Origin of the sequence: Glaciihabitans arcticus (assembly GCF_004310685.1) — a bacterium.
Lineage (GTDB): Bacteria > Actinomycetota > Actinomycetes > Actinomycetales > Microbacteriaceae > Conyzicola > Conyzicola arctica.
In genome coordinates this window covers 540,775-564,282 of the sequence record NZ_SISG01000001.1, presented here as the reverse complement: position 1 = coordinate 564,282, position 23,508 = coordinate 540,775, and the positions used below count along the sequence as shown (strand labels likewise).

Sequence of the window (23,508 nt, the reverse complement as noted above, 5' to 3'; positions counted from 1 at the left end):
GCTATGTTCGCGCGGCAAGAATTGTTGTATGACATCGACACCGGTTCTCGAGCCCCTCAGGGCAGCACTCGCCGCCCTCGAGGGTGCGCCGGCCCTGACGTTGCGCGATCTGTCGGATGATGACTTCGCCGAAGCTACCCGCTTGACCTCGGCCCTACTTCGGGCGGCGCAGGCGCGGTCAGCAGCGGTCGCCGGGGAGGTCGCGTATCGCTCTCGCCCGGAGCTGGGATCGGTGGGGCTCGCGCATCGGTTGGGGCATAGGACGCCGGAAGCAATGATCCGCGCCGTGACCGGTTCGACGACCAAGGAGGCCTTCACTGCCGTGCGCGTAGGGCGGCTGGTGGCGACCGACCCGGAGCGACCCTGGCTGGATCCGGTCGGTGCGGCAGTCGCCGACGGCACGCTCACTGTCTCTGGTGCGGATGCCATCTCGACCGGTTTGGGTGGTCTGGGTGGGGCGGTAGATGAAGCGTCCCTCGCGGGCGCTGCGGCCACACTCGCTACCGCCGGCGCGGACCTGGATGCGGACACCCTGCAGCGACTTGCCCGCCAAGCGCGGGACGACATCGACGAGGCCGGGATCGGAGATCGGGAAGCCGCCCGGTTCGCCCGCCGCTCCCTCACCGTCAACCGGCAGTCCGACGGCATGGTCAAACTCATCTGGCTCCTCGACCCGGAATCCGCCGCTACCGTCCTCGAGGTCTACGACCGGGCGACGTCGCCGCGGCGGGGAGGTCCGAGGTTCGTTTCCGGCCCGAACAAGGACCACGCCGACCGGATCACGGCCGACCCTCGCTCCACGGCTCAGATCGCCTCCGACACCTTTGTGCACCTGATCGACGCGGGCAGCACCGTCGATGACAGCCAGCTCCTCGGCTCCGGAGGTCCCGTGATCCGCATCCTCACGCCCTCAAGCATCAACGGCAGCAACGAGGAAGACAGTCACGGTTTCATTGAGGGACAGCCCGACCCGATCGGCTCGGACACTCTGGAACGCCTGGCCTGCACTGGCGCCACCACACGAGTCACCATCACCGACACCGGGCCGCTGGATGTTGGACGAGAGCAGCGCCTCTTCACCCGCAAACAACGCATCGCCCTCGCCGCCCGCGACGGCGGCTGCATGTGGCCCGGCTGCGACAGACCGGCATCCTGGACCGAAGCCCACCACATCGACCACTGGAAAGACGACCACGGATCCACCGACATCAACGACGGCATCCTGCTCTGCACGTTCGACCACCTCACCCTGCACAACAACAAATGGAAGATCATCCGCCACGGAACCACCTATGGGCTCATCCCACCACCCGACATCGACCCCCACCAAACTGCCATCCAACTCCACAGCAAAAGCCGCGCCTGGACCGAAGCCCAACGGACGGTCGCATGAGCAACTGGGGAGAGAGCTCTGCCCGTGCTTGGGAGAGCAGCGGCGCATGCGGTCGGACCTAGTGGCTGTGGCGAGCTTCCGGGTGGGTGGCCACGAGGATCGAAATGGGCCGACCATCGGGGTCGGCAGGCCGGTCCGCGAATTCGAGCAGCACCTGCGTCAGGCGCTCCTGCAGTTCGCGCTCACCCGCTTCGTTGAGCTTCACGCCCAAGCGGGTGATGTCCAGATCGTCGGCCGGGACATCCCGAATCTCTTCAAGAAAGGTCTGCACCAGCACCGGACCGATCTGCGGCACCGGAAACCGCCATGAACGTCGGGTGGCGGAATACGGGATCTCCAGTGCACCACGCTTGCCCACCCGGGCCGGTTCGGCGGCCAGGAAGCCCGTATCCAGGAGCGTGCGCACGTGGTGCAGGCTCGTCCCCGGATTGAGTTCGAATTCTGCCGCGATCTCGCGGTTCGTGTGGGCCTCGTGCAGGCAGAAGCGCAGGATGCGCATCCGTAGAGGAGAGGTCAGGGCGCGGGCCATCGCCTGCTGTTGTGCGTCATCCACATCCGTCATGAACCCAGCCTAGGCGAAGCAAGATGAGCCATTGGCATATCTCAATCACTCGTGCATAATGGTGCGATGACCAGACCGGAGTCGGGCGGGAACATCGATCCACCACCACGTCGGGCGGAGAGCCTGTGGCGGCACGGTGGCTTCCTGAGACTGTGGGGCGGCGAGACCACGAGCCAGCTAGGCGCGCAGCTGGGCGGGCTGGCAATCCCCGTGATCGCGGTGGTGGTGCTCCACGCCAGCGAGTTCGAGGTCGGGGTTCTCGGCGCGGCCGGTACTCTGGCCTTCCTCGTCGTCGGACTGCCCGCCGGTGCGCTCATCGACCGAATGCTCAAGCGCCGCGTGATGCTGCGCGCGGACCTCGTGCGGGCGCTGGCGATGGTCGCGATTCCGGTGCTCTGGCTGGCCGGACTGCTGCAGATGTGGCAGCTCATCGTGCTCGCGACCATCACCGGTATCGCCCGGGTGTTCTTTGATGTCGCCTACCAGAGCTATATACCCGTGCTCGTGAAACGGGATCAGATCGCCGACGCCAATTCTAAACTCGAGACCACGTCGCAACTCGCCGCGATCGGCGGCCCGGCCCTCGGCGGAGCGCTGCTCACCATCATCCAGGCGCCGCTGATCATCGCCGCGACCGCCGTCACCTACCTCGTGTCGTTCGGGATGCTGCTCAGCATTCGCGACACCGAGGTACCCGCACCGAAGGAGGGTCGCAGGCCGCTCGCCGTCGAGATCCGCGAAGGCGCGGCCTTCGTCTGGGACCAGCCGCTCCTGCGCCGCATCGTGAGCTACACCGCCCTGAACAACCTCTTCACGGGCTTGGCCTTCACCATGCTGCCCGTGCTGATCCTGCGCGAACTCGGGATGCCGGTCGCCGTGCTCGGCGCCTCCATCTCCGTCGCGGCCGTCGGTGGGCTGCTGGGCGCCGCATCATCCAACCGGCTCGGAGCCTGGCTCGGCGAGGGCACCATCATCGTCGTCTCGGCGGTCGGCAGCGGAATCGCCGCACTGGTGTTCGCCGCGATGACCGTCGTCCCGCCGGAAGCAGCCGTTCCCGTGTTCATCGCTGCCGAGTTCCTTATGAGTTTCACCGTCGTCGTCTACAACGTGTCGCAGGTGTCGTTCCGGCAGCGCATCTGCCCCACACCGCTGCTCGGGCGGATGAACGCGTCCATCCGCTTCGTCGTCTGGGGTGTGCTGCCGATCGGCGGATTCGCGTCCGGCGTGCTGTCGACCGCGATCGGGGTGATCCCCGTGGTCTGGATCGGTACGATCGCCGCATTCCTCGCCTGTGCGCTCGTTGTGTTCTCACCGTTGACCCGCATGCGCACCCTCCCCAGCGAGATCGTTGAACAGGCGGCGGACGTCGCTGCCGTCGTCCAACAGAACGCGGAAGCACACGACCGCGAGCCAGACGGGGACGCGCGGGAGAGCTAGTGCGGGGAACGAAAGCCCGTGCCTACAGCGGACGGGCCGACGGGATCTGCTCGGTCGCCTCGATCAGCACCACGAGCGAATCGACCAGCGCGCGCGATGAGCGCTGCTCGCCCGGCGCCCACTGTACGGCCTGCTCGGGTTCGAGCACGATGGTGCGGGGTGCGTCATGCGTATCGTCGGAGCCCGTCACCTCGACGAGACCCGACAGCACGTAGAACACCTGCCAGGTCTCGGCGGGATGCTCCCCCAGACCGCCACCGGCCAGGATCCGCACCGTGTTGATCGAACTCACTGCCGGACCGAGCAGGAAGCTCATGTCCACCCCCGAGCTGCCGAGTGCGCCCACGGAGCGCGAGGTGATCCGGTGCTCGATCATGATCGGTCCAGGTGGTTACGGGCGGGGGCCGGACTCGTACACGGCGTCGTCGTCATCATCGAGATCGTCATCCTCGTCGTCGTCATCATCAGAGATGACGCGAGGCTTGACGTACGGGTCTTCGTCACCGGCGTACTGGGCGGTCTTCGCGAGAGTCTCGACCTCCGTGTCGCGATTGCGCGCCTCGGCGAGCAGCGACTCGATGAGGGCGGCGTTCTCGGGGATTCCGTCCGCGATGAACTCGATCGACGGGGTGAGACGCGCGGTCAGGTTCTTGCCGACCTCGCTGCGGATCATGCCGGTCGCCGACTTGAGGGCGACAGCAGAGTCGAGGCGCTCCTCGTCGGTGCCGTAGACGGTGTAGAAGATCGAGGCGTGCTGGAGGTCGCCGGTGACCCGGACATCCGTGATGGTGACGAAGCCCAGGCGAGGATCCTTGATCCCGCGCTCGAGCACCTTCGCAACGATCACCTTGATGCGGTCCGCCATCTTCGCGGCGCGTGCTGCGTCAGCCATGTCTCTCTCTTCTCTCTTGCTTCTTCTTCTATGACGATGGGATGAAACTACACGCGTTAAGCGAAAGGAGGCTGGCGCCGGTATCGGGCTAAGCAGACTCGGGGTAGGGGTCCCGTTCTGCGTGCCCGATGCCAGCGCCAGCCGACACCCTGGGATTAAACCCGCGGCTTCTCTTTCATCTCGATCGTCTCGATCTCGTCACCGATCTCGATGTCGTTGAACTTGCCGAGGCCGATACCGGCTTCGAAGTCCGTTCGCACCTCGGTGACGTCATCCTTGAACCGGCGGAGCGACTCGATGGCGAGGTTATCGCCGACGACCACGCCGTCGCGGATGACGCGGGCCTTCGCGTTGCGCGTGATGATTCCACTGCGCACGATGACACCGGCGACGTTTCCGAACTTGGAGGAGCGGAAGATCTCGCGGATCTCCGCAACACCGCTCTGAACCTCTTCGTACTCGGGCTTGAGCATTCCCTTGAGGGCGTTCTCCACGTCCTCGAGGGCCGCGTAGATGACCGAGTAGAACCGCACGTCGACACCCTCGCGCTGGGCACGGTCGCGTGCCTTCGGGTCGGGGCGAACGTTGAAGCCGATGATGATGGCGTTGTCGACGGTCGCGAGGTTGACGTCGCTCTCTGTGACAGCACCGACACCGCGGTGGATGATGCGCAGCTGAACCGAGTCGTCGACATCGATCTTGAGCAGCGACTCTTCGAGTGCCTCAACGGCACCGGAGACGTCACCCTTGATGATGAGGTTGAGCGATTCGACCTTGCCGTCTTCGAGGGCCTTGGTGAAGTCCTCGAGGCTGATGCGCTTGCGGCTGCGAGCGAGGAGAGCGTTGCGCTCCACGGCTTCGCGCTTCTCGGCGATCTGGCGAGCGGTGCGGTCGTCGTCGGTGACGAGGAACGTGTCACCGGCGCGCGGCACGGACGTGAGTCCGAGCACCGACACGGGGCGGGCGGGCGTTGCGAACTCCACAACGTTGCCGTTCTCGTCGAACATCGCGCGAACGCGGCCGTAGGCCGTTCCGGCGACGATCGGGTCTCCGACCTCGAGCGTTCCCGACTGGATGAGCACCGTAGCAACGGCACCGCGACCCTTATCGAGCTTCGCCTCGATGGCGACACCGCGGGCGTCCTTGTTCGGGTTGGCGCGCATGTCGAGTCCGGCGTCTGCGGTGAGCAGCACAGCGTCGAGCAGTTCGCGGATACCGATGTTGTTGAGCGCCGAGACGTCCATGAACATCGTGTCTCCGCCGTACTCTTCCGCGACGAGACCGAATTCGGTGAGCTGCTGGCGAACCTTTGCGGGGTTGGCGCCGTCCTTATCGATCTTGTTCACGGCGACGACGATCGGTACACCGGCGGCCTGGGCGTGGTTGAGCGCCTCAACGGTCTGCGGCATGATGCCGTCGTCCGCCGCGACCACGAGGATCGCGATGTCGGTGACCTGCGCACCACGGGCACGCATGGCGGTGAACGCCTCGTGGCCCGGTGTGTCGATGAAGGTGATGGCGCGTTCGATTCCCTCGTGCTCCGTGACGACCTGGTAGGCACCGATGTGCTGCGTGATTCCGCCGGCTTCGGAGGCAACGACGTTGGCGTTGCGGATCGCGTCGAGGAGACGCGTCTTTCCGTGGTCGACGTGACCCATGACCGTGACGACGGGGGGACGGACTTCGAGGTCCTCGTCGTCTTCGTCTTCGAGCTCCTGGTCGAGGTCGATGTCGAAGCCGCTCAGCAGCTCGCGGTCCTCGTCCTCCGGGGAGACCATCTGGATCTTGAAGCCCAGCTCCTCACCGAGGATGTCGAAGGTCGCCTCATCGAGGGACTCGGTCGCCGTCGCCATCTGCCCCAGGTGGAACAGGACGGTGACGAGGTTTCCGGGACTCGTGTCGATCTTGTCGGCGAAGTCGGTGATCGATGCGCCGCGACGGAGACGGATGACCGTCGTGCCGTCACCACGGGGAACACTGACACCACCGAGCGACGGGGCTTCGCGGAGTTCGAACTCGGCGCGCTTCGTACGCTTCGACTTGCGGGCCTTACTCTTGCCGCCACCGCGACCGAAGGCTCCAGCGGTTCCACCGCCGGGTCCACGACCGCGACCGCCGCCGCCTGCGGGGCGGTTGGGTCCGAAGTTGGATCCGGGTGCACCGGCCGGTGCTCCACCGGGACGGAATCCGCCACCGGCTCCACCCGGACGCGCTCCTGCGCCACCGGGACGGAAACCGCCGCCGGCTCCACCGGGACGCTGGCCGAAGGCCGGCGGGCGAGGCGCCTGGCCGGGTCCACCGGGACGCGGAGCACCCGGGCGGGGTGCGCCGGGACGCGGGATGTTCGAGGCGCCGGCTGCTCCGCCGGGACGGGGCATGCCCTGGTTGCTCGAGAACGGGTTGTTGCCGGGGCGTGCGGCGCCGGGGCGCTGCATTCCCTGGTTGCTCGCGAACGGGTTGTTGCCCGGGCGGGGAGCGCCGGGGCGCGGGATGCCGGACGGGCTTGCTGCTGCATCCGGAGTCTCGGCGGCCGGAGCTGCGGGGGCTGCTGGGGCTGCTGCTGCAGCCTCGGCCTGGGCCTGGCGCTCGGCGACGGACAGCGGGGCTGCCTGCACCGGCACGTCGGATACGGGTGCGTCGTGCTCTACCTCGGCGACCGGCGCGGCGGGTGCTGCGGGGGCCGGGGCGGGCGCCGGACGCGCGGGTGCCTTTGCGGGCGCCTTGGCGACGGGTTCGGCCGGGGGCTTGATGCCTTCGGCCTCGAGCGCTGCCTTCACCTTGCGGGCGACGGGCGGTGCGATGCTGGAGGACGGTCCCTTGACGAACTCGCCCATATTCTTGAGTTGTTCGAGAACAACCTTGCTTTCAATGCCGAGTTCTGCTGCGATCTCGTGCACGCGTGGATTAGCCACAAATACTCCTGTCTGGGCCTGCACCCAGCGCTTGGAGAAGCGCAGCGGGGCAGGCGATTACTGGACGGAACTCATTTCGAGCCGCTCATTAGTTGTCCATAGGTCAATCAGCCTGTTCGTTCTGGGCACCACCGGTTGGTGTGCCTACCGTGGTCAGTAGCTGCTCTGGCGAAAGCGCGACGTCCGATCGCAGTGCACGCACAAAGGCGCGTCTTTTGATCGAAGCTTCGACGCATTCGGTGGTGGGATGAACCCACGCACCTCGGCCGGTCATGGTCGCGGACGGATCCGGGACGACGACACCATTACGCGCCACGACTCGCAGCAAAGCGGATCGTTCTGCGCGCGCACGGCAGCCAAGGCAGGTTCTAACGGGATCCATACTACCCCTTTCCCCCTACTCGGGTGCCGTGGTTCGGTAAACGCCAAGCCGTGGTGCTTTTCTGAGTCGTGGATGCAACAGCGCTCGTTACGCGTCGTCCTCAAGAATCGAGTCGGGCTGGATATCGATTCGTGCACCCGTCAGCTTCGCGGCGAGACGGGCGTTCTGGCCCTCCTTGCCGATCGCGAGAGAGAGCTGGTAGTCCGGCACAAGGGCCCGAACTGCTTTCGTCGCCGCGTCGATGACAAAGGAGCTCGTCACCTTGGCGGGCGAGAGCGCGTTGCCGACGAAGGTCGCGAGGTCCTCCGAGTAGTCGACGATGTCGATCTTCTCGTTGTTGAGCTCGGCGGAGACCGCGCGCACGCGCTGGCCGAGCTCGCCGATGCAGGCGCCCTTGGCGTTGATGCCGGCCTCGGTTGCGCGGACGGCCATCTTGGTGCGGTGACCGGCCTCGCGGGCGAGCGACGTGATCTCGACGAGCCCGGAGGCAATCTCGGGCACCTCGAGGGCGAAGAGCTTGCGCACGAGTGCGGGGTGAGTGCGGCTCACGGTGATCTGCGGACCCTTGAGTCCCTTCGACACGCTCGTGACGTAGACCCGGATGCGTGTGCCGTGCGAGTAGTTCTCGCCGGGAACCTGCTCCTCGGGAGGAAGCACCGCCTCGATGGTGCCGAGGTCGACCTGGATCATGCGCGGGTTGGGACCCTGCTGGATCACACCGGCGACGATGTCGCCTTCGCGCGCCTTGAACTCGCCCATGACCGCGTCGTCGGCGAGGTCGCGTAGGCGCTGGTTGATGACCTGCTTGGCCGCGAAGGCGGCGATGCGGCCGAAGTCGCTCGGGGAGTCCTCAGATTCGCCGATGACTGTTCCGTCTTCGTCGCGCTCGGCGACGAACACACTCACGTGACCGGTCTTGCGGTCCAGATGTACGCGAGCCTCCGAGGGCAGCACGTCTGTCTCCTTGCCTTCGCCTTCACCGGAATGCTTGAGATACGCGGTGAGGATGGCCTGCTCGATGATGTGTACGAGCTCTTCGAACGGGATCTCCCGCTCGCGTTCCATGAGTCGCAGCACGCTCAGATCGATGTCCACTGAGGGCCTCCACTATTAAAATGTCCGATGGCGCCACAACCGGTGGTCCGCCACCCTCTACGGTACCCGAGCGCGCGGGGGCTGACTACCAGCTACCAGGGCTTATCGGTGTAGCCGCTTCCCCCTTCACCCTCGCCGCGATCCCGGGCTTCGCCGTCGGCTTTCTCCTGGGCGCCCTGGTCTTCTTGGTCGCCGAGTTCGTCGAGTTTGTCGTCGGTCGACCCCTCGCCTTCCTGACCTTCGTTCTGGGCGTCCCGACGCGCTTCGGCGTCTTCTCGCTTCTCCTCGACGCGGTCGCCCGCGGCATCCAGGTCGTCACTCGACTGCTGCGGGGGCGTGCAGTCCTCGCCGCCCTCGGCGATCACCGCCTCGGCCGTCTCGTAGAGCAGCACGGCGCCCTGGAAGAAGCCGCCCTCCGCGTAGATGTCGCCGAGGGTCTCCCAGCTGAGGGCGAGATTGACCCGCACGTCGCACTTCTTCGCCTCGGGGGCGAGCTCGAGGGCCTTCTCGAAGTCATCGATGGATTCGACGTAGAACTCGGCGGCGGCGTACGCATCCCCTCGATTGAAATAGGGGATCCACGGTTCGATGATGTTCGTGTCGAGGAGCGACTCGGAGTACTGCGCGCTCGTCTCGAAGGCGCCGCGGTTGTAGGCGGAGATCGCGGACTGGGTCGTCACCGAGAGACCGATGAGCTTGAACGCGATGACGAGGAGGACGAGCACGAGCGGGATCGTCCAGAGGTACCATGCGAGTCTCTTCTTCACGACGTGGCCCGCTTCCTGCGCGGGGAGCGCAACTCGATGACGGCCGAGGCGATACGCGCGGCCTCGAACAGGGCGATCAGGCCGAACGGGATAGCGAAAATCCAGTACAGCTCGACGGGGCTGCCGGGCTCGCCATCGGCGACGGTCAGCTCTCCCACGTCGATGCCGGCGAGGGCCTCGTCGACGCTCGCGCCTGCTGTGCGATGCAGGTAGCTCAGTCCCAGCTGGCTCGCAATGGTGCCGAGCGCCGCTTCGTCGATGCGCGAGATCGCCTCTACCGGCGGTGTCACGGAGTAGTCCTGCAGGTAGGCGACCTCGGAGTCGTCGTCGGCGTAGCCGTCGAACTCGAGCATGGGCGCGCCCTGCTCGGTGCCGTAGCCGAGCACCGCTCCCCCGCTGAGGAAGGGCAGCAGGGTCTCGAATGAGCCGGGCTGGGTCGCCGTGGTCTGCTCGCCGTCGCCGAGGTAGAACAGCACGCGCTGCTGGCCCGGGTTCTCCTCACTCGCCTCGCCGAGCAGCTGCTCGAGCAGGGGCACCGCCTCGTCGATCGTGCTGCCGCGTGAGTAATAGGAGACCTCGGGGGTGATCACGGACGCGGCGCCCGCGATCGCCGTGGCGTCCGTCGTGAGCGGCACCCGCTGCACGGCGGCCGCGTCGAAGGTGACGAGGGAGAACTGCGCACCGGCCAGGGTCTCTGCGATGGCGGCGATGTCAGACTTAACCCCGACGAGGCGCGGCTGGCCGCCGTCCCAGTCCTCGGCCGACACGCTGCTCGTGGTGTCGACGACGAAGTAGACCTCGAGCCCGCCCGAGGCGCTCGGGCCGCTCTGGGTGGCCGGGATGACGGGTCGCGCGGCGATGACGACGAGCAGCAGCACGAGCACGATGCGCAGTCCCCACGACAGCTTCGCGCTACGGCCGCGCGCGACGATCAGCTGCCAGAGCGCGAAGCCGATGAGGATGACGGCGAACAGCACGAGCAGCACACCGGGAAGTACGGGCTGGAGGATCATCGGCGCAGCCTCCAGGCGAGAACGAACAGCCCCGCGACGCCGAGGAACGCGAGGAGTACGAAGAAGCCGGGCTCGTCGGTGCGCACGAGCTGCACGGGACCCTTCATGAGCGCCGCCTGCTCCGCGGTGATCGCGTCGACGATGGCCGGGATGTTCTCCGGGTCCTCGAGCGCGAAGTATCCCCCGCCGGTCGCCTCGACCACCTGCTTGAACTCCGTCGCCAGCTCGTCGAGGTACGACTTGGCGCTCGAGTCGCCCGGGTTGATGCCGTAGACGCGCACGTTCCGGTCCGCGGCGAGCTGCCCGGCCTCCGGCAGGGTGAAGATCTGCTCCCCGGCGATGAGGTTGTCGGTGACGAGGATGACGGAGCGCGAGCGCGGGTCATCCGGAGCATCGAACTTGGTGGCGCAGGAGGCCAGGCCGTCGCCGACGAGGGAGGAACCGTCACCGATCAGAGTGCCCTCGTAATAGGACTGGTCGGGCGAGACGAACTCCTCCTGCAGCTTGGCGAACTGGCGCTGGATGTAGTCGTAATCGCTCGTGAGCGGAAAGTACGTAACGGCCGACGCGTTGAAGATGACGAGGCTGATGCGCTCACCCTCGAACTCGTCGGCGAGGTCGCTGAACACGTCGACCACCTCGCTGTCGTAGTCGATCATCGACCCGGAGACGTCGAGACAGAGCACGATGTCCCGGCTCTTGAGCTCGGGCTGGCGCACATCGACCGAGGCGAAGCGCATCGTCAGGCCGATGCCGACGAGCAGCAGGATGACGATCGACGCGCAGACCCCGGCGAGCAGCGCACGGTAGCGGCGCAGCGCCCGCGCATAGCCGGGGAGGCTGGTGAGTCGCTCGCTGTTCGCGATCGGCAGGCTCGAGGAGTCCGCGCCCGCGCGCTTCCTGCGCAGCCAGAGCAGCACCGCCACGACTCCGGCGATGACGAGAAGCCAGAGCAGCGGCATCCACCAGAAAATCACTTCCATTCGGACACCAGCGTCTTCGCTCGCTCGACGGCCGCCGCAACGGGCTCACCCTCGAGACCCGAGAACGCGCCCGGGTAGAAGTCCTCGATCGTGTCGGCGAGGGGCTTGTGCCGCGTCGCCTTCAGCTCGTCGAGGTTCATGTAGGGCGCGCGCACACCGCGCGCCTCGAGCGCGAAGGAGCGCACGATGATGGACAGTTCGTGGTGCGCGTCGACGTAGCTCGTCTCTCCCGCAGCGTGCCGGGCACCGACTCCGTCGATGAATCCGAGGAAGCGCTGGCGCACCGTCACGGTCAACTGCGGAACGTGCTGAACAGCGGACGGCTCGATCGGTTCGGGCTTCTTGCGGGTCAGGAACCAGATCAGGAAGTAGCCGACCGCGATCAGAAGGAAGATGCCGATGCCGAGCAGCAGCCACAGCGGCGAGTACTGCACGGGCGGGTAGAAGACCTCATCGCCTTGCATGACGGTGCACCTCCAGCAAGCGGAACAGCCCGTTCACGACGTCCGCCTCGGCCGAGACGCGTCCGCTCGAGATGGCGAGCCCGTCGAACAGGTCGGAGTGGCTCGTGGTGCGCTCCTCGACCTTGGCTTCGAACTCGGCACGCAACTTCGGATCGGAGCGCAGGATGCCGGGCAGCGCGGCCGCGTGCTCCACGTCGTGCATTCGCTTGTCGGCCCAGTCGGCCTTCATCAGGTCGGCATCGGCGATGGTGAGCCAGAGCACCTCGTGCTGCACGCCCAGGCGCTTGAGCAGGCGCACCTCGGTCTCGCCGAGCTCGCGGTCGTCGGAGATCACGAACACGATCATGCGGCGACGGAAGGCGGTGCTCGCGTACTCGAGCTGGCGGGCGAGACCGCTCGCCGGGGACTCCGCGGTCGTCGACGAGTGGATGCGTTGCAGGATCCGCTCGAGATGGGCCTCTGTCGAGCCGGGCTTCACGAACACCGTGTGCTCGGTGTCGCCCGCGACGAGGGCGACCCGATCGCCGTGACGTGTCGCCATGTAGGCGAGGGTGCCCGCGGCCAACACGGACAGGTCGCGCTTGCTCTCCCCGCTCTCGGCGAGGGCGGCCATTGCGCGGCCGGTGTCGACGATGAGCAGGAGGGTGTGCTTGCGGGCGGCGATGAAGCGCTTGATCATCGGCGAGCCGAGGCGAGCGGTCGCCTTCCAGTCGATGTCGCGGATCTCATCCCCGGCCACGTACGGCCGCAGGTCGTCGAACTCGAGGCTGCGCCCGTGGAATACCGAGAAGTATTCTCCCTCGAGTAGTCCACGCACCCGACGGTGTGCGTGAATCGAGATCGTCGTCTTGACGCGACGGAGAAGACTGGTCATGGCGCGAAGTCAGGTGGCCGCTACGGCGCCTGCACGGAGTCGAACACGGCGTCGATGATCGTCTCGGGGGCGATGTCGTCGGCGATGGCCTCGAAGTTCAGGATGATGCGGTGACGCAGCACCACGTGACGCAGCGTCTTCACGTCTTCCGGGATCACGTGGTCCCGGCCGTTGATCAGCGCAAGCGCGCGGGCGGCCCGGCTGAACGCGATCGAGGCGCGCGGTGACGCCCCGTACTCGATGCATCCGGCGAGCTCGGGCGAGATGTACTGGGCGGCGTGACGCGTCACATAGACCGTCGACACGATGTAGTTGGTGATCGAGTCATCCACAAAAACGCGTTTGGCGGCCTCCTGCAGGAAGAGCACATCCTCGATCGAGGCCGTCGCGGCCGTGGCCCCGTCGGTGTCGTACACACCGGAGTCGATGCGCGCGATGATCTCGATCTCCTCGTCGAACTCGGGGTAGTCGAGCACTTCCTTGAGTAGGAAGCGGTCGAGCTGCGCCTCGGGCAGGTGATACGTGCCCTCCTGCTCGATCGGGTTCTGGGTCGCGAGCACCAGGAACGGATGCGGCACGGGGTAGATGGTGCCGCCGATCGTCGTCTGCTTCTCCTGCATGGCCTCGAGCATGGCGCTCTGGGTCTTCGCGCTGGAGCGGTTGATCTCGTCGAGCAGCACGAAGTTGGCGTGCACGGGGCCGAGCAGCGTGGAGAAGCTCGCCGTCGCCGCGTCGAAGATCTGGCTGCCGATGATGTCGCTCGGCAGCAGGTCGGGCGTGCACTGAACGCGTGAGAAGCTCGCATTGACCGCGTCGGCGAGGGCCTTCGCAGCCGTCGTCTTGGCGAGCCCTGGCACGCTCTCGAGCAGGATGTGCCCGCCCGTCATGATCGCGATGAGCAGGCTGCGGCGCAGTCCCTGCTGGCCGACGACCTTTTCCTCGTAGGCCGAGGTGATGGTCGAGAGGATGCCGGTCGCACGCTCGAGTTCGGCCGCGCTCAGTCGTTCGGTCATGCCTTGCTTCCCACCCTCGTGATCAGGTCTGCGACGGAGAGCTGTTCGCGCTCCCCCGTGCGGCGGTCCCACAGTTCGACGATCCCGTCGACGGCACTGCGGCCGACGATCACGATCGTGGGCACGCCGAGCAGCTCGGCGTCGCCGAACTTCACTCCGGGCGAGACCTTGGGGCGGTCGTCGAACAGCACGTCTTGGCCCGCGTTCTCGAGGCCTGCGACGAGCGACTCGGCGACCTCGTAGACGACCTCGTCCTTGCCTGCGGCGATGACGTGTACGTCGAAGGGTGCGACGTTGTCGGGCCAGATGAGGCCCTTCTCGTCGTTGTTGGCCTCCGCGAGCACGGCCATGATGCGGGTAACGCCGATGCCGTAGGAGCCCATCGTGACGGTGACGAGCTTGCCGTTCTCGTCGAGCACCTTGAGTCCGAGCGCTTCGGCGAAGAAACGGCCGAGCTGGAAGACGTGACCGATCTCCATGCCGCGCGCGAGCTCGACCGGGCCGGAGCCGTCGGGAGCGAGGTCACCGACGGTGACCTCGGCGACCTCGACGATTCCGTCGGAGACGAAGTCGCGACCGGCGACGAGTCCGAAGACGTGCTTTCCCTGCTCGTTGGCGCCGGTGATCCAGACGGTTCCCTCCGAGACGCGCGGGTCGAGAACGTAGCGAATCTTTGTGGATGACGCTTCGCCGAGCACGGCTCCGGCGGCACTCCACGGTCCGATATAGCCCTTGACGAGCCCAGGGTTCCTGGCAAAGTCACCCTCGTTCGCCGCCTCGACCTCATTCGGCGAGAAGGCGACCTCGGCGCGCTTCATGTCCACTCCGCGGTCGCCGGGCAGGCCGACGACGACGAGCGAGCGGTTGCCCTCGGGGTCGGTCAGGGCGAGCACAACGTTCTTGAGGGTGTCGGCGGCGGTGTAGCCGCGGTCGGTGTGCACCTCGTTCGCCACCGCGACGAGGGTGTCGATGGTCGGGGTGTCGGGGGTGTCGTGCACCTCGGCTGCGGGAAGTCCATCGAAGGGCACCGCGTCCGGTGCGACGGTGGTGAAAGCCTCGACGTTGGCCGCGTAGCCACCGGCGGAGCGCACAAAGGTGTCCTCGCCGACCAGCGTCGGGTGCAGGAACTCCTCACTGCGGGCGCCGCCCATCAGCCCGCTGTCGGCCTTGACGATCACGTACTCGAGCCCGAGACGGGTGAAGATGCGCTCGTAGGCGTCACGGTGCTGCTGGTAGCTGAGGTCCAGGCCGGCGTCCGTGTAGTCGAAACTGTAGGAGTCCTTCATGGTGAATTCGCGACCGCGCAGCAGGCCGGCGCGGGGGCGTGCCTCATCGCGGTACTTGTCCTGGATCTGGTACAGCGAGAGCGGCAGGTCCTTATAGGAGGAGTACAGGTCCTTCACGAGCAGGGTGAAGACTTCTTCGTGCGTGGGGGCCAGCAGGTAGTCCGCTCCCTTGCGGTCCTGCAGGCGGAAGATGCCGTCGCCGTACTTGGTCCAGCGGCCGGACTGCTCGTAGGGCTCGCGCGGCAGCAGTGCCGGGAAGTGCACTTCCTGTGCGCCGAACGCCTCGAGTTCCTCGCGGATGATGTTCTCGATCTTGCGGCGCACGCGCAGTCCGAGCGGCAGCCACGCGAACACACCGGGGGCCTGGCGGCGGATGTATCCCGCCCGCACCAGCAGGCGGTGACTGGCGACCTCGGCGTCTACCGGGTCGTCTCTGAGCGTGCGGACGAAGAGCTGTGAAAGGCGAGTGGACACGGGTGCAAGCCTATCCTCGGCGCGGCTGTGAGCTTACCTCCAGAGTTCTGGCAGGTCACCCGTTCGCGCCGACGCTCGCGTTGGCCCGAATACCGATGTTCGGAGCCGGATCACGCCGGACCTTTCCGATTGAATCCGCTTGCGCCCGACTGTGTCCGAAACGGACATCGGCCCGCCCGAGAAGGTCCGATCCGCGCGCCACCTTCGGGTCGCGGGCACGACGAAGGGGTCCGGAAAAATCTCCTCGCGGAGGCTCCGGAACCTACGAGGTGGTGACGACGGGCGAACCCGTCGCGCTCGCCGGCATCTCGGCCGCGAGACGGTTGGCCTCTTCGATGAGGGTGGCGACGATCTCGGACTCGGGCACCGTCTTGATGACCTCGCCCTTGACGAAGATCTGTCCTCGACCATTGCCGGATGCCACGCCGAGGTCGGCCTCACGCGCCTCGCCGGGACCGTTGACGACGCAGCCCATGACCGCGACGCGCAACGGCACAGTCATCTTCTCGAGACCCGCGGTGACATCGTTGGCGAGCTGGTAGACGTCGACCTGGGCGCGGCCACAGCTCGGGCAGGAGACGATCTCGAGCTTGCGCTCGCGGAGGCCCAGCGACTGGAGGATCTGCAGTCCGACTTTGACCTCCTGGGCGGGCGGGGCGGAGAGCGAAACACGAATGGTGTCGCCGATGCCCTCCCCCAGCAGCACACCGAATGCGGTGGCGCTCTTGATCGTGCCCTGGAACTCGGGGCCGGCCTCGGTCACACCGAGGTGCAGGGGCCAGTCGCCGCGCTCGGCGAGCAGCCGGTAGGCGCGCACCATGGTGACGGGGTCGTTGTGCTTGACCGAGATCTTGAAGTCGTGGAAGTCGTGCTCCTCGAACAGCGATGCCTCCCAGACGGCGCTCTCCACGAGCGCCTCGGGCGTGGCCTTGCCGTACTTCTGCAGCAGGCTGGGCTCGAGCGATCCTGCATTGACGCCGATGCGGATCGAGACGCCGGCTGCCTTGGCGGCGGCGGCGATCTTGCCGACCTGGTCGTCGAACTTGCGGATGTTGCCGGGGTTCACGCGCACCGCGCCGACACCGGCGTCGATGGCCGTGTACACGTAGCGCGGCTGGAAGTGGATGTCGGCGATAACCGGGATCTGGCTCTTCGACGCGATGATGTGCAGCACGTCGGCGTCATCCTGGTGCGGCACGGCAACGCGCACGATATCACAGCCGGTGGCGGTGAGTTCGGCGATCTGCTGCAGCGTCGCGTTGATGTTGGTGGTCTGCGTCGTGGTCATCGACTGCACGCTCACCTGCGACTCGCTGCCGACGCCCACCTTCCCCACGGAGATCTGGCGCGTCTTACGGCGAGGGGTCAGTGTTTCGGGAGCTTTCGGCAGACCCAGGTTGATTGCAGGCACGCACCGAGTTTACCGGTCGCGGCTGGGCGCCCGCTGGCCCCGCGCTGAACACGTAGGGAGCGCTAGAGCAGCGAGATCGGTTTGACGATGTCGGCGTAGATCAGGAGCAGGGACATCCCGCCCAGCAGAATGACCACGGCGAGCGTCAGCGGAATGAAGCGCGCGATGTCGACCGGCCCCGGATCGGGCCGGCGGAACAGCTTCGCGAAGAAGCGCCGGATCGCCTCCCACAGCGCACCCGCGACGTGCCCGCCGTCGAGCGGCATCAGGGGGACGAGATTGAAGACGAACAGCGCGATATTCAGCGAGGCGATGAGCTGCACAAGAGCCGCGGCGCGCTCGGCGACCGGAACGGTGTTGAGACTCGTGATCTCGCCCGCGATACGCCCGACGCCCACGACGCTGATCGGACCGTTCGGGTCGCGTTCCTCGGGGCCGAAGGCGGCGTTCACGACGTCGATAAGGCGCTGCGGCAGGTTGAGGATGAGGTGGAATACCCGGCTGATGTTGTCGCCAACCGCCGGGAGCACCGCGCTGGCGGGCTGCTGGGCGATCTCATTGGCGAAGGTGATGCCGAGAATACCGACGGTCTCGACGAGCGGGTCGCCGTTCTCATCCTCGGCGATCGAGCCGTCCTCGGCCTGCACGTACTTCTCGGTGAGCCGCGGCGTGGCCTCGATGGTGAGTGTCTTGCCGTCACGTTCGATGCCGAGGGCGAGCTCCTGGCCCGCCGAAGCGTTGATGATCGGTGAAGCCTCGGCCGCCTTGGTGACGGCCACGCCGTCGATGCTGACCAGCTTGTCACCGGGCAGCAGGCCGGCGGCATTGGCCGGAGCGGGCTCGGCGTCATCCGTGCACTCCTTGACCTCCTGCGAGGCGGGGACCAGGCACTCGTTGACCGTGCCGATCGTCGAGCTGGCCTGCGGGATTCCGAAACCGCACAGCAGGATCGCGTAGAGAACGAGCCCGATGATGAGGTTCGTGGTCGGGCCGCCGAGCATGATGACGATGCGTTTCCAGACGGGGAGCTTCCAGAACACGCGCTCCTCGTGACCGGGCTCGATGGTGCTCTCACTCGCGGTGCGGGCATCCTGCATCAGGGTCTGGAAGAAGCCGGTGCTCGACTCGCGGCTCTCGGTCTCACCCCTGGCCGGCGGGTACATGCCCGCCATGGAGATGTAGCCGCCCATCGGGATCGCCTTGAAGCCGTACTCGGTCTCGCCGAACTTCTTCGACCACAGGGTCGGGCCGAAGCCGATCATGTACTGACCGACCCGAACGCCGAACAATTTGGCGGGAAGCAGGTGCCCGACCTCGTGCAGCCCGATGGACAGGGCGAGGCCCACGACGACGACCAGAATGCCGAGGATATAGAGCAGAACGGTTTCCACCTGCTCACACTAGTGGCGCGAAACCTCGAATCCGCTGCATGCCCGGAGGCGCCGGATCAGCGCGCGAGGGAGCCGATCGTGTCATCCGCGAACGCACGCGCCCAGCGCTCGGCGTCGAGCACGCCCGCGAGGCTCAACTCCCCCGTGCTGTGCGCGTCAACGGTGCGCTCGACCACGTCGAGGATGTCGAGATAGCCGATGGCTCCCGCGTGGAAGGCGAGCACGGCCTGCTCGTTCGAGGCGTTGAAGACAGCGGGGAACGTGCCGCCCTGCACACCGACCCGCTTCGCGAGAGCGACGGCCGGGAACGCCTCCTCGTCGAGTGGCGCGAAGGTCCACTCGCTCGCTGTCGTCCAGTCGAGCGGGGCGCCCACGCCGGGCACCCGGTTCGGCCAGTCCAGACCCAGGGAGATCGGCAGCCGCATGTCGGGCGGGCTGGCCTGGGCGAGGGTCGATCCGTCGGTGAACTCGACCATCGAGTGCACGATCGACTGCGGGTGCACGGTCACGTCGATGTTCTCGTAGGTGACGTCGAAGAGGTAGTGGGCCTCGATCACCTCGAGTCCCTTGTTCACGAGCGTCGAGGAGTTCGTGGTGACGACGAGCCCCATGTCCCAGGTGGGATGCGCGAGGGCCTCCCGCGGCGTGACATCGCGCAGCGACTCGCGCGAGCGACCGCGGAACGGACCGCCGGATGCGGTCAGCACGAGGCGACGCACCTCCCCGGCCGTGCCTGAGCGCAGCGCCTGTGCGATGGCCGAGTGCTCGGAGTCGACCGGCACGATCTGGCCGGGTGCGGCGATACCCGTGACGAGCTCACCGCCGACGATCAGGCTCTCCTTGTTCGCGAGCGCGAGGGTCTTTCCGGTCTCGAGCGCGGCGAGGGTGGGGCCGAGGCCGACCGAGCCGGTGATGCCGTTCAGCACAACGTCGGCGTCGACGGAGCGTACGAGGCGCGCTGCGTCATCCGCCCCCAGGGCAGTCTCGGTCACGCCGAACGCAGCCGCCTGCTCGGCGACGAGCGCACCGTTCGTTCCCGCCGCAAGACCCACGACCTCGAACCGGTCGCGGTTGGCGGCGATCACGTCGAGCGCCTGCACGCCGATCGACCCGGTGGAGCCGAGGATGATGACGCGACGCATGGTGCTCCCTGGGATGGGCTACTTGACGGAGACGATCTCGATCACGAAGACGAGGGTATCGGTGCCGCCGATGGCCTCACCGTTTCCGGCGCTGCCGTAGCCGTCCTTCGGGGCGATGATTGCGACGAGGCGCGAGCCGACGGTCTGGCCCTCGATGGCCGCACCGAAGCCCGGGACGACCCCACCGGTGTTGAAGTCGGTCGGTTCGCCGCGTGCGTAGCTTTCGTCGAAGATCTCGCCGGTGTTCCAGTTGATTCCGCGGTAGTGCACGGATACGTCGGCGTTCTTGCCGACGACCTCGCCGTCGCCCTTCGAGATCAGACCGATCTCGGTGACAACGGGTGGGTCGGTCTCGGGGATCGTGACCGTGGGCTCGCCGTCATCGGCGAAGGTGACCTTGGGGGCGTTCTCGAGGTCCTTATAGTCGACGACCTCGAGCGGCGGGGTGATTCCCACGATGTCGACGACGAAGACGAGTGCGTCATCCACCTCGCTGCCGACCTGGCTGGCCTGCTCGGTGTTGCCCTCGCCCCAGGAATCTGCGGGCGGGATGACGCCGACCACGCGCGAGCCGACCGTCGAGCACTGGATCGTCTTGACAAGACCGCTCAGGAAGAGCTCGTCGTCGACGGCCAGGGCCGCCTCCTCGCCCTTCTTGTACTCGGTCGAGGTGACAACCTCGCCGGTGGTGGCGTTGAGCAGCTGGAAATCGACGGTGATCTCGGCGCCGTCGGTCGCGACGGCTCCATCACCCTCGATGACGACGGTGCGCTCGGTCGTGCTCAGGGTGAGCGGTCCATCCACGGTGACCTTGGGGGCCGTGCCGAAGTCGCCCTCGACCTTGACCGCGTCGGAGATCGCGCCGGATTTCGTGGTCGTGCAGTCGGCCGACGCGGTGTCGTTGGTGGACTGGTTCGAGGCGGGCGAGCACGCGGCGAGGGACAGAGCCAGGCTGGCGGCGGCTATGAGGGCTACTGCAGTGCGCACGACGCACCCTTCGTTTTGTTGGTGGGAGGACTCAGGACATTCTGGCCGATGCTGGCTGTGCAAACGGTGCACGCTGGCTCTGTGCGGGTCGGGCTGCTAGCGGGTTCGGGTTCGTGCGACGAGCGCGCCGAGCAGGATGAGCAGCCCGATCACCGCCCAGCCGACGATGAGACTGCCGAGTGGAACACCGAGCACGCTCACCAGACGAACGACTTCGCGGGTCGGGATGACGTTCTCCGCCGTTCCGGCCGGCACGATTGCGATGTCGGTAGTCACCTGGATGGCCGGCACCTCGTAGCGCAGGTCGACGACGGTGAGATAGGTGCCGCGATCGGTCAGCGCGGGGTCGGTCACGTCCCCGGCCCAGACCGTCTTGCGGCCGGCGTTGAGCGGCCCCGCCGCCGCGCCCTCTGCGGCCTTCGTGACGTCGACCCGCTCCTTGTCGAGGATGTACAGGCGCAGCGCCTGCGGCGTCTCCGCGCCCTGCGAGAGGCGCATCGGGTAGACGAAACGGGTCGTGTCGAAAGTGAGGCGGATCGGATCGACCGAGCCGGAGAGCGGCACGTCGTTGGCGATCCGAACGGCGACGAACGACCACTTCTCCTTGATGTACCGGTTCAGCACCTTTGACGTTGCGGGCGATAGCGCAAAACCGTTCGAGTTCAGCCAGGTGGACAGCCCGCGGGAGTTCGTGGCAGCCAGCGTGACAGCTTCGAGCGGTCCGATCTCGACCCGGTCGAGCACCGTGACACTCGGCAGGGCGGGTGCGCCATCGCGTCCGGTGCCGAAGCCCCACCAGTCGTCGGCGTAGACGGGACGGGGGCGAATGGTCTCTTCGAGGGTCTCGAACAGTGCGCTGTCACCCGCGGTGACGGTGGCCGGCGTGGGGGTCGGGATGACGATCGCGGCCGCATCGGTCTTCGAGACCAGGTCGAGCATCAGGTCGATCTGCTCGGTCTCGCCGTCCCAGGAGACGACCGCACGCTCTCCGCTGACCGAGATCTCGGCGTCCGGCTGGGTCGCGAGACCACCACACCCACAGGCGCTCGCGGGGGCTGCGGCCTGCAGTCCCACGAGCACGAGGGTGAGGAAACCTACGGCCCAGATACGTCGCACCTAGCCATGGTGCCACACCGGGGCGGGGCGACCGCGCGGCTCTCAGCCGCTGACGAGGATTTCCGGTTCATGCAGCACGGGAAAGTTGACCGAGTTGGCGATGAAGCAGAGGGCGCTGGCCTTTGCGTGCAATTCGCGGGCGAGCTCCGGGTCGCCGACTGAGATCGTCACGCGGGGGCGCAGCGTGACGCTCGTGAAGTGTCCCCCACCGTCTGCGGTCTGCTGCATCGTTCCCGTGGCGTCATCCCGATAGTCGACGACGACGACCCCATTGGAGGCCGCGACGTGGAGGTAGCTGAGCAGGTGGCACTCGCTGAGGGCGGCGATGAGCAGCTCCTCCGGATTCCAGCGGTCGGCGTTGCCGTGAAACACGCGCGCGGCCGAGCCGTCGATGGAGAGCTTGCCCGCAGCGGAGACCGTCGTCTCGCGGCCGTAGGCGCGATAGTCGCTTGTTCCGGTGCCGCGATTGCCGGCCCACTCGACGGCGACGGCGAAATGGTGGTCGAGCTGCATCGGGGCCTCTTCATTCGTGCGGGCAATCGGTACAGTTATTCCACCATGACTGACATCATCGCCGCTGCCGCACTCGGTTCCGAGATCACTCCGGAACGCCGCATTCTGACCGCCATTCCCGGCCCGAAGTCGATCGCGCTGCAGGCACGCAGAGCGGCGGTTGTGCCGGTCGGAGTCTCCTCGGCCCTGCCCGTCTACGTCGAGCGTGCGCACGGCGCGATTGTCGTCGACGTCGACGGCAACCAGTTCATCGACCTCGGGTCGGGCATCGGCGTGATGACCATCGGTCACACCAACGAGGCGGTCATCGAGGCGGCCACCGCCCAGCTCGGCCGCGTCACCCATGCGATGTTCACGATCACCGGCTACGAATCGTACGTGCGCGTCGCCGAGCTGCTCTCCGAACACACGCCGGGCGACTTCCCGAAGAAGACGGTGCTGCTCAACTCGGGCGCCGAGGCCGTCGAGAACGCCGTCAAGATCGCCCGCAAGTACACCGGTCGCACGGGAGTTGCCGTGCTCGACCATGCGTACCACGGGCGCACCAACCTGACCATGGCGATGACGTTCAAGGCCATGCCCTACAAGCTCGGTTTCGGCCCCTTCGCGAGCGAGGTGCACCACGCCCCGAACTCCTACCCGTTCCGTGACGGACTGAGCGGCAAGGATGCCGCCGCACGCACCATCACCTACCTCGAGAAGTCGGTCGGAGCGAGCGACCTCGCATGCGTGGTGGCCGAGCCGATCCAGGGCGAGGGCGGCTTCGTCGTTCCCGCGGAGGGCTACCTCGCCGCGCTGCAGGAGTGGTGCACGGCGAACGGCGTGGTGTTCATCGCGGATGAGATCCAGAGCGGCATGGCACGCACGGGCGCGTGGTACGCCTCCGAGCACTTCGGGGTGGTGCCCGACGTCATCCTCACGGCGAAGGGAATCGCCGGCGGCCTGCCGATCGCGGCCGTCACCGGCCGTTCAGAGATCATGGATGCCTCGCACCCCGGTGGGCTCGGCGGCACGTTCGCCGGCAACCCGGTCGCGGCCGAGGCGGCCATCGCGGTCTTCGCGGAGATCGAGTCGCGCGGCCTGCTCGCGGAGGGTGCCCGAATCGAGGGCATACTCAAGCCCGCGCTGCACGCGCTCGCCCTCAAGTACCCGATCATCGGCGACGTGCGCGGCATCGGCGCGATGCTCGCGATCGAACTCGTGCAGCCCGGTGGTATCGAGCCCAACGCCGCAGCGGTCTCCGCGATCACGGCCTACGCGGCGCAGAATGGTGTGCTGCTGCTGAGTGCGGGCACGCTCGGCAACGTGATCCGCTTCCTGCCGAGCCTCGCCATCACCGAGGAGCAGCTTCGGGATGCGCTCACCGTGCTCGACGACGCGTTCGCGAGCCTCTAGGCGCCA

The 23,508-nt window shown here is 66.9% G+C and carries 22 protein-coding genes; 3 read left to right on the top strand and 19 right to left on the bottom strand.

Features of this window, described 5'->3' with window-relative positions; genetic code table 11:
* The first annotated feature begins 28 nt into the window (after positions 1–28).
* Entirely contained in the window at positions 29–1,393 is a 1,365-nt protein-coding gene (locus EYE40_RS02565; RefSeq protein ID WP_130980479.1) for an HNH endonuclease signature motif containing protein, read from the top strand.
* 58 nt (positions 1,394–1,451) lie between these two features.
* Here the strand turns inward: EYE40_RS02565 and EYE40_RS02560 are convergent, their stop codons facing one another.
* Entirely contained in the window at positions 1,452–1,955 is a 504-nt protein-coding gene (locus EYE40_RS02560; RefSeq protein WP_130980478.1) for an ArsR/SmtB family transcription factor, read from the bottom strand.
* A 66-nt stretch (positions 1,956–2,021) separates the two neighbouring features.
* Between EYE40_RS02560 and EYE40_RS02555 the strand changes: the two genes are divergently transcribed.
* Positions 2,022–3,392, top strand: a complete 1,371-nt coding sequence (locus tag EYE40_RS02555; RefSeq protein ID WP_130980477.1) for an MFS transporter — start codon at positions 2,022–2,024, stop codon at positions 3,390–3,392.
* Between the two features lie 22 nt (positions 3,393–3,414).
* Here EYE40_RS02555 and EYE40_RS02550 read toward each other — a convergent pair whose 3' ends face one another.
* From EYE40_RS02550 to EYE40_RS02465, 18 genes are all read right to left on the bottom strand, one after another.
* Positions 3,415–3,768: a hypothetical protein gene (locus tag EYE40_RS02550; protein WP_130980476.1), complete on the bottom strand. Its 354-nt coding sequence runs from the start codon at positions 3,766–3,768 to the stop codon at positions 3,415–3,417.
* A 15-nt stretch (positions 3,769–3,783) separates the two neighbouring features.
* Positions 3,784–4,284 carry a 30S ribosome-binding factor RbfA gene (gene rbfA, locus EYE40_RS02545; RefSeq protein WP_130980475.1) on the bottom strand — a complete coding sequence of 167 codons (501 nt, stop codon included), beginning with the start codon at positions 4,282–4,284 and terminating at the stop codon, positions 3,784–3,786.
* Positions 4,285–4,439: 155 nt separating this feature from the next.
* Positions 4,440–7,196 carry a translation initiation factor IF-2 gene (gene infB, locus EYE40_RS02540; protein ID WP_130980474.1) on the bottom strand — a complete coding sequence of 919 codons (2,757 nt, stop codon included), beginning with the start codon at positions 7,194–7,196 and terminating at the stop codon, positions 4,440–4,442.
* 103 nt (positions 7,197–7,299) lie between these two features.
* Positions 7,300–7,578, bottom strand: coding sequence for a YlxR family protein (locus tag EYE40_RS02535; RefSeq protein ID WP_130980473.1), 279 nt, complete (start codon positions 7,576–7,578; stop codon positions 7,300–7,302).
* 87 nt (positions 7,579–7,665) lie between these two features.
* Entirely contained in the window at positions 7,666–8,673 is a 1,008-nt protein-coding gene (gene nusA, locus EYE40_RS02530; protein WP_130980472.1) for a transcription termination factor NusA, read from the bottom strand.
* Positions 8,674–8,765: 92 nt separating this feature from the next.
* Entirely contained in the window at positions 8,766–9,440 is a 675-nt protein-coding gene (locus EYE40_RS15420) for a tetratricopeptide repeat protein (RefSeq protein WP_161972335.1), read from the bottom strand.
* Entirely contained in the window at positions 9,437–10,453 is a 1,017-nt protein-coding gene (locus EYE40_RS02520) for a vWA domain-containing protein (RefSeq protein ID WP_130980470.1), read from the bottom strand. The genes EYE40_RS15420 and EYE40_RS02520 overlap by 4 nt, the downstream gene beginning before the upstream one ends.
* The gene (locus EYE40_RS02515) at positions 10,450–11,436 is read right to left on the bottom strand and encodes a vWA domain-containing protein (protein WP_130980469.1); all 987 of its coding nucleotides are present in this window, start codon (positions 11,434–11,436) and stop codon (positions 10,450–10,452) included. Before EYE40_RS02515 ends, EYE40_RS02520 begins: the two co-directional genes overlap by 4 nt.
* The gene (locus tag EYE40_RS02510) at positions 11,427–11,900 is read right to left on the bottom strand and encodes a hypothetical protein (protein WP_130980468.1); all 474 of its coding nucleotides are present in this window, start codon (positions 11,898–11,900) and stop codon (positions 11,427–11,429) included. Before EYE40_RS02510 ends, EYE40_RS02515 begins: the two co-directional genes overlap by 10 nt.
* A complete protein-coding gene (locus EYE40_RS02505) occupies positions 11,887–12,774 on the bottom strand; it encodes a DUF58 domain-containing protein (protein ID WP_130980467.1) in 888 nt (295 codons plus the stop codon). The genes EYE40_RS02510 and EYE40_RS02505 overlap by 14 nt, the downstream gene beginning before the upstream one ends.
* 20 nt (positions 12,775–12,794) lie before the next feature.
* Positions 12,795–13,787: an AAA family ATPase gene (locus EYE40_RS02500; protein WP_130980466.1), complete on the bottom strand. Its 993-nt coding sequence runs from the start codon at positions 13,785–13,787 to the stop codon at positions 12,795–12,797.
* Positions 13,784–15,547 (bottom strand): proline--tRNA ligase, encoded by a 1,764-nt coding sequence (locus EYE40_RS02495; RefSeq protein ID WP_130980465.1) that lies wholly within the window; start codon positions 15,545–15,547, stop codon positions 13,784–13,786. The genes EYE40_RS02500 and EYE40_RS02495 overlap by 4 nt, the downstream gene beginning before the upstream one ends.
* Positions 15,548–15,809: 262 nt before the next feature.
* Positions 15,810–16,958, bottom strand: a complete 1,149-nt coding sequence (ispG, locus tag EYE40_RS02490) for a flavodoxin-dependent (E)-4-hydroxy-3-methylbut-2-enyl-diphosphate synthase (RefSeq protein WP_130980464.1) — start codon at positions 16,956–16,958, stop codon at positions 15,810–15,812.
* A gap of 62 nt (positions 16,959–17,020) precedes the next feature.
* A complete protein-coding gene (locus tag EYE40_RS02485) occupies positions 17,021–18,349 on the bottom strand; it encodes a M50 family metallopeptidase (protein ID WP_130980463.1) in 1,329 nt (442 codons plus the stop codon).
* A 56-nt stretch (positions 18,350–18,405) separates the two neighbouring features.
* Positions 18,406–19,491 carry a 1-deoxy-D-xylulose-5-phosphate reductoisomerase gene (gene dxr / locus EYE40_RS02480; protein ID WP_130980462.1) on the bottom strand — a complete coding sequence of 362 codons (1,086 nt, stop codon included), beginning with the start codon at positions 19,489–19,491 and terminating at the stop codon, positions 18,406–18,408.
* 18 nt (positions 19,492–19,509) lie between these two features.
* Entirely contained in the window at positions 19,510–20,478 is a 969-nt protein-coding gene (locus EYE40_RS02475; RefSeq protein WP_130980461.1) for an FKBP-type peptidyl-prolyl cis-trans isomerase, read from the bottom strand.
* A gap of 96 nt (positions 20,479–20,574) precedes the next feature.
* The gene (locus EYE40_RS02470) at positions 20,575–21,594 is read right to left on the bottom strand and encodes a DUF2330 domain-containing protein (RefSeq protein WP_130980460.1); all 1,020 of its coding nucleotides are present in this window, start codon (positions 21,592–21,594) and stop codon (positions 20,575–20,577) included.
* 42 nt (positions 21,595–21,636) lie between these two features.
* Positions 21,637–22,107: an OsmC family protein gene (locus EYE40_RS02465; protein WP_130980459.1), complete on the bottom strand. Its 471-nt coding sequence runs from the start codon at positions 22,105–22,107 to the stop codon at positions 21,637–21,639.
* A 45-nt stretch (positions 22,108–22,152) separates the two neighbouring features.
* On the opposite strand from EYE40_RS02465, the gene gabT reads away from it, so the two are divergent.
* Positions 22,153–23,502, top strand: coding sequence for a 4-aminobutyrate--2-oxoglutarate transaminase (gene gabT / locus EYE40_RS02460; protein WP_130980458.1), 1,350 nt, complete (start codon positions 22,153–22,155; stop codon positions 23,500–23,502).
* The last annotated feature ends 6 nt before the right edge of the window (positions 23,503–23,508 follow it).

Excerpts from the sequence above, each read along its gene's own strand:
- EYE40_RS02565 (WP_130980479.1), top strand. The coding sequence starts at position 29 with ATGACATCGACACCGGTTCTCGAGCCCCTCAGGGCAGCACTCGCCGCC.
- EYE40_RS02560 (WP_130980478.1), bottom strand. The coding sequence starts at position 1,955 with ATGACGGATGTGGATGACGCACAACAGCAGGCGATGGCCCGCGCCCTG.
- EYE40_RS02555 (WP_130980477.1), top strand. The coding sequence starts at position 2,022 with ATGACCAGACCGGAGTCGGGCGGGAACATCGATCCACCACCACGTCGG.
- EYE40_RS02550 (WP_130980476.1), bottom strand. The coding sequence starts at position 3,768 with ATGATCGAGCACCGGATCACCTCGCGCTCCGTGGGCGCACTCGGCAGC.
- rbfA (WP_130980475.1), bottom strand. The coding sequence starts at position 4,284 with ATGGCTGACGCAGCACGCGCCGCGAAGATGGCGGACCGCATCAAGGTG.
- EYE40_RS02535 (WP_130980473.1), bottom strand. The coding sequence starts at position 7,578 with ATGGATCCCGTTAGAACCTGCCTTGGCTGCCGTGCGCGCGCAGAACGA.
- EYE40_RS02520 (WP_130980470.1), bottom strand. The coding sequence starts at position 10,453 with ATGATCCTCCAGCCCGTACTTCCCGGTGTGCTGCTCGTGCTGTTCGCC.
- EYE40_RS02515 (WP_130980469.1), bottom strand. The coding sequence starts at position 11,436 with ATGGAAGTGATTTTCTGGTGGATGCCGCTGCTCTGGCTTCTCGTCATC.
- EYE40_RS02510 (WP_130980468.1), bottom strand. The coding sequence starts at position 11,900 with ATGCAAGGCGATGAGGTCTTCTACCCGCCCGTGCAGTACTCGCCGCTG.
- EYE40_RS02505 (WP_130980467.1), bottom strand. The coding sequence starts at position 12,774 with ATGACCAGTCTTCTCCGTCGCGTCAAGACGACGATCTCGATTCACGCA.
- EYE40_RS02500 (WP_130980466.1), bottom strand. The coding sequence starts at position 13,787 with ATGACCGAACGACTGAGCGCGGCCGAACTCGAGCGTGCGACCGGCATC.
- dxr (WP_130980462.1), bottom strand. The coding sequence starts at position 19,491 with ATGCGTCGCGTCATCATCCTCGGCTCCACCGGGTCGATCGGCGTGCAG.
- EYE40_RS02465 (WP_130980459.1), bottom strand. The coding sequence starts at position 22,107 with ATGCAGCTCGACCACCATTTCGCCGTCGCCGTCGAGTGGGCCGGCAAT.
- gabT (WP_130980458.1), top strand. The coding sequence starts at position 22,153 with ATGACTGACATCATCGCCGCTGCCGCACTCGGTTCCGAGATCACTCCG.